We start from the raw sequence: 9,371 nt of genomic DNA on the forward strand, positions 1-9,371 counted from the left end.
CGATATTACAGTGGTAATGAAAGAGGTAGAGAAATTTGATACCTTGGAACTTGCCATATCTTTGGGTGTTACAAAAGATTTTCTGGTTAAAAGATTTCGTGATATAAGGGACAGGCGCCTTAACCCCGGTTATTCAAGATATACTCATCAGGTTTTGCTCACTCAGCTTTCGTCCGAAGATTGTGCTGTTTTTCGTGAGAAACTGTTTAACTTTCCGGGATTTTATATCCAGGCAAGAACAGTCAGACAGTATGGATATGATTGTGGCGCACATATATTGGGGGATATCGCTGAGGTGTCTAAGGGCGAAATAGAGGATGATTCTTATTATAAGCGTGGCGATTTTATAGGAAAGCTTGGTGTGGAACGTTCATACGAGAAACAGCTTAGAGGAGAAAAGGGAGTGGAAATCTTGCTTCGGGACGCTCATGGCAGAATTCAGGGCAATTACATGAACGGTGCTTTCGACAAGGCGCCTGTAGCAGGAAAGAATTTGAAGCTGAGTCTTGACATAGAGTTGCAGGCTTTGGGTGAAAGACTTCTGGAAGGAAAAATCGGAAGTATTGTAGCCATAGAGCCTTCTACTGGAGAGGTTTTGTGTCTGGTTTCTTCTCCTTCGTATAATCCTCACCTGATGGCCGGAAGACATAGAGGAGAAAATCATCTTAAATTGTCGGAAGACCCCTGGAAACCGTTGCTTAACCGTGCTATTATGGGTACATATCCTCCTGGATCTACTTTTAAGACTTCACAGGCCCTTACATTTCTTCAAGAGGGTATAATCAATACGGAAACACTTTACCCATGCTCGCATGGCTTTAGTTTCAGAGGTCTGCATGTCGGCTGTCACTCACATGGCTCTCCTTTGTCTGTTATTCCGGCTTTGGCCACTTCGTGTAATGCTTTTTTTTGTTGGGGACTGTATTATATGATAGGTTCACGCAGCAAGTATGGCTCTGTTCAGAATGCCATGAATACCTGGCGTGACTATATGGTTTCAATGGGTTTCGGTTATCCTTTGGGTATTGATTTGCCTGGTGAGAAACGTGGAATGATACCTAATGCCGCATTCTATGATAAGGCTTACCGTGGCTCATGGAACGGACTTACCATTATAAGTATCTCAATAGGGCAGGGTGAAGTTACACTTACTCCGCTGCAGATAGCCAATCTTGGGGCTACAATTGCCAACAGAGGATATTATATAACTCCACATGTGGTTAAGAAAGTGGAAGACCAGGAGTTGGAGCAACAATATACGGAGAAACATTATACAAAAGTGGATCGCTCGCATTACGAAGAAGTTGTTCAGGGAATGCGTGCTGCAGTGCTTGGAGGTACCTGTAGGGGGGCCAATCTTCCGGATATTGAGGTTTGCGGCAAGACTGGTACTGCACAGAATAAAGGTAAAGACCACTCTGCGTTTATGGGGTTTGCTCCTATGAACAATCCTAAGATTGCCATTGCTGTTTACGTAGAGAACGGTGGCTTTGGTGCAGTTTATGGAGTACCTATAGGTAAACTTATGATGGAGAAATATCTGAAAGGCGAATTGTCGCCACAAAGTCAGTTACAGGCTGATGAGATACAGAAACGGAGAATCAATTATGGCTTACAAGAAAGATAGTATATTTAAGAATGTTGACTGGTGGACGATACTTCTGTATCTTCTATTAATCATTGGCGGGTGGTTCAGCATCTGTGGAGCAAGTTATGATTACGGAGAACCGAATTTCTTCGATTTTGGTTTGCGCTCAGGTAAGCAGCTTGTGTGGATAGCATGTTCTTTAGGGCTTGCTTCCGTTATATTGGCTTTGGACCATCGCATTTTTGATACATACGCTTATCTGATATTTGGCATTCTGCTTTTGTTGCTTTTTGCAACTATCTTTAATCCTAACGAGATAAAAGGTTCCAAATCGTGGATAGTATTGGGCCCTGTAAGCATACAGCCTGCCGAATTCGCAAAATTCGGAACAGCCTTGGCGTTGGCAAAGTTTATGGGGGAATATACTTATTCTCTATCCAACAAAAGGCATCTTCTTGTAACATTGGGTATAATACTTCTACCAATGTTACTTATCATTATGCAGAAAGAAACTGGTTCGGCTTTAGTGTATCTGTCTTTTTTTCTAATGCTTTATCGTGAGGGAATGCCGGGAGCGATATTGTTTGCTGGTGTATGTGCCGTTGTATATTTTATTGTAGGAATAAGGTTTTCCGTTGAACCTATGGCCGATGAAATCACTCCGTGGGGAGAGTTCGCGGTTCTTTCTCTTATCATAATTCTTACTTCCGGACTTATTTGGGTGTATTGTAAGACAGGTAGGAAATTGGCTATGATAATTCTTGGAGTCGGTCTGTCAGGAATTATACTCGGTGTGCTGTTTTCTTTCTACGTAATACCTTTTAATATGGTGTATCTTCTGTTGGGAATGATAGGAATTCTTTTCATTACACTGATTGTATATTTTTTGCGGGAGAGGATTTACAGGTATCTGTATATTTCTTTTTTTGTGATTGGATCGACAGCTTTTCTGTTTTCAACAGACTATGTGTTTGCCAAGGTTCTTGAACCACATCAGAAAGTAAGAATTGAAGTTCTTCTTGGTATGAAGGATGATCCTTCAGGAGCGGGGTATAATGTAAATCAGAGTAAGATAGCGATTGGTTCAGGTGGACTTTTGGGTAAGGGATTTCTTAATGGTACGCAGACAAAACTCAAATACGTTCCCGAGCAAGATACCGATTTTATATTTTGTACAGTAGGCGAGGAGCAAGGTTTTTTAGGGTCATCGCTTGTTATTGTTTTATTTATGCTGCTTATATTGCGACTGATATACTTGGCCGAACGCCAGCCTACACGTTTTGCAAGGGTTTACGGATATAGCGTGATGAGTATTTTTTTGTTTCATCTCTTCATAAATGTAGGTATGGTGTTGGGATTGACTCCTGTGATAGGTATTCCGTTACCGTTCTTCAGTTATGGAGGTTCTTCATTATGGGGATTTACCATACTTCTGTTTGTCTTTCTGCGAATTGATGCTGCAAGGTATGGTAATACCAATGGTTAAGTTTATTTTTCTGTAAGCTTTATGCCTACGTCTGTTATATCTTTGACAGAAGTATCCTTCATTATATGCCAGATTTTTATTATTGAGTCATTACTGTTACTGAAATGTAGGTCCGGCCCTTTTGTTTCGTACTGATAATATCCGCTGGCCGTGCCATTACTGTTCCAGTTGCCATCCTTGTTGGCAAGTATCAGATGTACAGTGTCCGGTTTTTCGGAACAGTTTGTGCATATAGATACCCAGAGATCTTTATATTTGTACGATACAGTGTGTCTGACTCCTATGTATGATTCATATTTACCTGTGTTTATACTGTCTTTCAGGATAAAATATAAAGTATCTCCTTTTTCCCATCCGGTTTTTTCGATAGGTAAATAATGGTGATAGACTGTATCCGAACTACACGAAGTGATTATGCAGCATACCGTTAATATGATTGCATAATATATTTTCTTATACATATATTATTCAGCTATTATTCGTTTGATGAATATTCATTTGTAAAAAGTCACACAAGTTGTGATTAAACCTGTGTGACTGATATTACGTTTTACAATTATACTTTTATTGTGGAATATTCTTTTCGCTAACCCTTACCTCAGGTTGGCGCTGTACGTTTGTTTTTTGAGGCTGGTCGCCAGGATTTGTGTTCGGTTGACGTTTGTTCTGGTTGTTTCCTTTATGCCGGTTTTTGGGATTCTTGGAATTATTATCCGACGGCTTAGCCTGTTCTACATTATCATTCGGTTTTTGCAGCTCTTGCTTTGGCTTTTGCTGTTCCTGCTGAGCCTTTTGCTGTTGGCTTTTTTGACCTTTATTGTTGCCTTGCTTAGCGGCAATGTTCTGTTCAGCTTCGCCTTCCTGTACAGACTGGTTGTTTTTACCTTTTTTCTTTTTGTTTTTCGAATTCTTGCTCTTGTCAAACCTTGTAAGGCTTTCCTGTTCAAGAAGGTCTTTCGAGCGGCGGTCTTCTTTTCCTACTTCACTACTGTCAAGTTTCTCAGGTTTTTCGCCTCTCTTGTTCATATTGATAACCTCAAAAGCACGGCGTGCGCTGATAGTGCATTCATTGGCGAGAAAACTCTTGTCAGTGCTGTATGTTATTTTTCCGGCAAGTATATCGGCTTTGAAATAGTAATATATAGCATCTTTTGTTTCAAGTTCAATCTCCTTACTCGGCAGTCTTTTCTGGCATTCAACGTATGCATCTACTTCGTAGTTAAGACAGCATTTTAGCTTTGCGCACTGTCCTGCAAGCTTCTGTGGATTCAGTGATATGTCCTGATAACGTGCTGCGCTTGTCGAGACAGAGATGAAGCTTGTCATCCATGTAGCGCAGCAAAGTTCTCTACCACATGGTCCAATACCTCCTATTCTTCCGGCTTCCTGTCGTGCGCCAATCTGTTTCATTTCTATACGTACTTTGAATGCTTCGGCAAGAACTTTAATAAGTTGTCTGAAGTCCACACGCTCGTCGGCTATATAATAGAATATAGCTTTGTTTCCGTCGCCTTGATATTCCACATCGCCGATTTTCATTTTAAGCCCTAAATCTTCTGCGATTTTTCTTGAGCGTATCATAGTCTGATGTTCACGCGACTTGGCTTCTTCATATTTTTCCATATCTACAGGCTTTGCCTTGCGGTAAACCCTTTTTATTTCCACATCAGGTCGCAAGTTGGCTTTTTTCATTTGCAGAGGGACAAGGCGTCCTGTCAGTGTAACAGTTCCTATGTCATGTCCCGGGCTTGCTTCCACGGCCACGATATCGCCTTTCATCAGAGGCAGATGGTTGCTGTTCTTGTAATAACCTTTTCTGGTGTTTTTGAATTGCACCTCTACCATATCCTGTTCTTCTGCGTTGCCTGGTATGTCAGCCATCCAGTCGTATGTGTTCAGCTTGTTGTCCTGGCGTCCGCATCCGCAGCAGGCAAGGCAACCGCTTCCGTTCTTGAGTCTATAATCATTATTCATAATATTGTTATATTTAGTTCGGACAAGTTTATAATGTCCTATATTAGTTATCTGTTTTTTATTAATACAATCATTCTTACAGCAAGGTCAAAGAAAACCATTTTCGGATTTACATTCTGTTCGATGTGTACTATTGCCTCTTCAATAAGTTCTTCTATACCTGTTACGTTCCTTTCGTTTATAAAAGGAGCGAATTTAACCGCAAAAGCAGCTTCTTCACTGTTCATGTAATTAATGTCTGGCATACGGAAGTTGGCCATAAAGCTTTCTCTGTTCATTCTTGCCGCATACCTAAGGAATATTTTATGTCTTTCCCTTCCTCTTGCTGACATTTGTTCACTCCAGTCTTTTAGTGAACGTATGTCTCTTCTCCACGCTTGCCTCATGAGTGTTGTGAAGCTGTCAAAACATGCTTTTTCTTCGTCGCTGAGGCTTATGTTCTGCATTGCTTGTAATACACTTCCTTCTGAACGTCTGGCAATATCTTCAGCGTCGGTTTCTGTAAGTCCGTATTTGGTAATGAGATATTTTGCCAGTATTTTCTGTGATATAGGAACAAGATTGATTCTTTGAGTTCTTCCGGCAAGTGTCGGTAATACATTATCAGGTTCCTCACTCACCATAATGAACAGAGTCTTCTCAGGTGGCTCCTCAACTAATTTCAGAAGTTTGTTTGCACATTCTGCATTCATTTTTTCCGGAAGCCATATAATAGCTACCTTGTATCCTCCCATTGCGGATTTCAGAGACAGCTTTCTTTGTATCTCATTACTTTCCGAAGTGTATATCAGTGGTTGCTTGTTTGGATCGCCCATGTCGCCGCACCAGTCGGCAAGCGAAAAATATGGTGACCTTTTAAGTCTTTGCCTCCATTCCGGTAACCAATCGTCGGATACTATAGCTGAACCTTCTTTTTTTCTTATCACAGGGAACACGTAGTGTATATCAGGATGTTCAAGTTTATCAGCCATCCTGCACGATACACATTCTCCGCAAGAATTGTATTCAGTGGGGTTTGTACAGCATACATATTTCGCAAGGGCCATTGCAAATGCGAGTTTTCCGCAACCTGACGGTCCGCATACCATAATGGCATGGGGCAGACGTCCGGCATGAATAGTTTGAGTTATCATGCTGACCGCTTCCTCTTGGCCTATTACGGCGTCGAAACCTTTGGCTTTATTTGTATATACGCTGTTCATCCGGGTTGTTTTAATATATTTCTTTCGCGATTTTTGCTATTGAGTCCACTGCTCCTACTGAGTAGAAGTGTATGCTTGGCACTCCGTAGTCCATGAGTTCCTTACACTGTTTTATGGTCCATTCGCATCCTAAAGCCGCCACTTCCTCATCCGTCTTGCATTTTCTGACTTCTGATGCCAGCTCTTCAGGTAAATCTATCTTGAAAGTTCTTGGAAGAACGTTGAGTTGAGTCAGCTTTTTCAGAGGTTTTATTCCAGGTATTATTGGAACGTTTATTCCTGCGTTTCGTGCTTTCTCCACAAATTCAAAATATTTTTTATTGTCGAAGAACATTTGTGTGACGGCATATTGTGCACCGGCTTCCACTTTCTTCTGCAGCCAGTATAAATCTCTTTCTGCGTTTGGCGACTCTTCATGTTTTTCCGGATAGCAAGCTACTCCGTAGCAGAATTGTGGCGGAAGTTTGTCCATCTCTTTTCCATCGTAGAATATACCCTGATTGTATTTGTTTATTTGCATTTGCAGGTCTATTGCATGTGCGTGTCCGCCATTTTCAGGAGTGAAATTCTTCTGATGAGGAGCTTTGTCTCCTCTAAGAACAAGCAAATCAGTAATTCCTAAAAACTGAAGGTCGATAAGAGTGTATTCTGTTTCTTCCGGAGTATATCCGCTGCAAAGTATATGTGGAACAACAGTCACACCATATTTGGCTTTTATTGCGGCGGCTACGGCAACTGTCCCGGGGCGTCTTCTTGTCAGTTTCCTGCAGTACATACCATTGGGCTCTGGCGAAAATACGTATTCGCTACGGTGGGTAGTTATGTTTATATACTTTGGATTATATGGTAATAATGTTTCAATTTCAGACAGCAGTCTGTCAATCCCAGCACCTTTAAGTGGTGGTAGTATTTCGAACGAGAATGCTGTGCTTTTCTCTGCATTTATCAGGTCTATTACGCTCATATCTTTAATTATATTTGTATGTATTGTTTACATTGGAGACAAATTTAGAAAAAAAAACGGACATAACCGTCTTCAATGTTTTAATTTTGCATATATATGTATATTGTATTGTATGTATGACTATATTACAGGTGTTAGTATATGTGCAAACCATCCTACGAAGTTTCTCCACACGCCTCTTTTCTTGTAGTATTCTTTAGTCATTCTTTCACTGTTTGTCTTGTCCTTACTGTATATTTCGTCAAGTTCGTAAGTGGTTTGCAAATCGAAAATGAAAGCATTTATCTCATAGTCATATCTCAGACTTCTGCTATTGAGATTTGTACTTCCTACAGTGCAGAACCTGTCATCAACAGTCATTACTTTTGTATGGTGAAATCCACCTTTGTATAGATAGATATGAGCTCCGGCTTTTCTGAATTTGTTTGCATAATAGAAACCTCCATCCGGTGTGAATGAGATGTCACATTTTTCTGAAACCATTATTTCAACTTTAATTCCTCTTTTCAAAGCTCTGTATAAGGCTTTTCTGACACTCCTTGTAGGGGTGAAATATGGGGTGACTATCCTGATATGATGTTCTGCTGCATCAATGGCTTCAATATAAGCTCTTCTTACAGCATCGGGTGATATACGCGGAACTCTCTGCACTATGGCTACTTGTTTGCCTCTTTGTTCTGGAGTGTAGGTGCTGTCTTTTCCGTATGGGAAATATGTATCTCCTTCTACACCTTGTTTTGTTTCTTTGTTCCATGTGTCCAGAAATGCTTTTTGAAGTCCGCTTACAGCAGGTCCTTCTATGCGTACATGCATGTCTCTCCATGGGCCTATTTCTGGCAGACCGTTTATGTAATAGTCCGCAATGTTCATACCTCCGGTATATCCTATTTCTCCGTCTATTATAACTATTTTCTGGTGGTCTCTGCTTAATGCATGGTTTATGTATGGAAATTTCATCGGATCAAATCTGATAATCTCTATACCTCTGTCATTCAGCATTTTCAAATGCTCTTTTCTCAGTGGTCTGTTATTCGAAAGGTTCCCGAAGTCATCAAACATGGCCCTTACCTTTACTCCTTCTTTGGCTTTTTCTGCGAGGAGTGTAAAAACTTCCTTTGCTATAGAGTCGCTTCTGAAATTAAAATATTCCAGATGGATATGTTTTTTAGCTTTACGGATATCCTCAAACAGGCTTTCAAATTTAATTCTTCCAGTAGGAAGTAACTCAATTTCATTATTGTTGTATATTGGGATATTTCTTACATGAAGGAACCTTGCAAATATTGAGTCGGATGGAATGTATTCTTCCAGTTCATGATTTTCACTACTCTGGCTATAAGAATTCAGACTGCTCACACAGAAGGTTATAATTATAACAATAATATTAAAATATCTGTTTGTCATATTAAATAAATCTGAAAAATACGCAAAGGTATATATTATGTGTTACATAACAAAATTGTATTCTATATACCGGGATTTTTGACTATTAATTATTACAATTGAGCATTAATTTTTTAGACTGGATACATCGTTTTTAAAACACGGCCGTGTTTAATCTTAAATACGGTCATGTTTTAGTACAAACACGGCCGCGTTTTTTTTAAATTAATTCAGGCGTCGAATTTTCAGTTGAGGCTTATGATATTTGTATATTATTATATAATGTATAATATCTGGAGTCTTTAAATTGTCTGTAATACGGATGAAATATTTTAGCTCGTATTTATTGTTGATTAACAGGTAGTTACCTTTATGTGAGTGATTTTATGAAAAAAAGTTAGCAATAGGTATTGCAGAAATGAAAAAAGTGTGTACTTTTGCATCCGCTTTCGAGAGGGGAAGTCACTAAGTTGAAATGCTGGACATGCGGTACAGACGCAGAAATGCCTTGAGTATCTTACCTTGTTTGGAACAAGGGAGCGAGAAAAAGCCTTTCGGTCTTTATCTGCTGAAAACTTTTTTTGAAAAAAAAACTTTGGAAAAGTTTTGGTGGTTAGAGATAAAGTACTTACCTTTGTATCCGCTTTCGCTTCCAGTCGGAAGTTAAGTTCTTTGAAAGATTTTAGATAAACAAACAGAATGTAGTACAAGCGTCACATTTATAATATAGTGTGATGAAAAAAGAATAAACCGTCAATTAAAATAATTACGGGA

At 39.7% G+C, this 9,371-nt stretch carries 7 protein-coding genes; 2 read left to right on the forward strand and 5 right to left on the reverse strand.

The annotated features are described in order from the left end of the window. Window positions 1-1,627: penicillin-binding transpeptidase domain-containing protein (locus tag H6A27_RS13510; RefSeq protein ID WP_204405070.1), on the forward strand; the 1,627-nt coding region annotated here is incomplete at its 5' end. Then, a complete protein-coding gene (gene rodA, locus H6A27_RS13515; protein WP_204405079.1) occupies window positions 1,608-3,074 on the forward strand; it encodes a rod shape-determining protein RodA in 1,467 nt (488 codons plus the stop codon). The genes H6A27_RS13510 and rodA, both read left to right, overlap by 20 nt. A 2-nt stretch (window positions 3,075-3,076) precedes the next feature. Here rodA and H6A27_RS13520 read toward each other — a convergent pair whose 3' ends face one another. The 5 genes from H6A27_RS13520 to cls all read right to left on the reverse strand — a co-directional run bounded on the left by H6A27_RS13520 (window position 3,077) and on the right by cls (window position 8,618). After that, complete coding sequence (locus H6A27_RS13520; RefSeq protein WP_204509068.1) at window positions 3,077-3,535, reverse strand: gliding motility lipoprotein GldH; 459 nt, start codon at window positions 3,533-3,535, stop codon at window positions 3,077-3,079. A gap of 103 nt (window positions 3,536-3,638) precedes the next feature. Next, window positions 3,639-5,048: a PSP1 domain-containing protein gene (locus tag H6A27_RS13525; RefSeq protein WP_204405072.1), complete on the reverse strand. Its 1,410-nt coding sequence runs from the start codon at window positions 5,046-5,048 to the stop codon at window positions 3,639-3,641. A 47-nt stretch (window positions 5,049-5,095) separates the two neighbouring features. Continuing rightward, window positions 5,096-6,250, reverse strand: coding sequence for a DNA polymerase III subunit (locus H6A27_RS13530; protein ID WP_204509069.1), 1,155 nt, complete (start codon window positions 6,248-6,250; stop codon window positions 5,096-5,098). Between the two features lie 10 nt (window positions 6,251-6,260). Beyond that, window positions 6,261-7,214: a methylenetetrahydrofolate reductase [NAD(P)H] gene (metF, locus tag H6A27_RS13535; protein WP_204405074.1), complete on the reverse strand. Its 954-nt coding sequence runs from the start codon at window positions 7,212-7,214 to the stop codon at window positions 6,261-6,263. A gap of 120 nt (window positions 7,215-7,334) precedes the next feature. Next, window positions 7,335-8,618 carry a cardiolipin synthase gene (gene cls, locus H6A27_RS13540; protein WP_204405075.1) on the reverse strand — a complete coding sequence of 428 codons (1,284 nt, stop codon included), beginning with the start codon at window positions 8,616-8,618 and terminating at the stop codon, window positions 7,335-7,337. Between the last annotated feature and the right edge of the window lie 753 nt (window positions 8,619-9,371).

Source organism: Bacteroides caecigallinarum (genome assembly GCF_016902295.1).
Classification (GTDB): Bacteria; Bacteroidota; Bacteroidia; order Bacteroidales; family Bacteroidaceae; genus Phocaeicola; species Phocaeicola caecigallinarum_A.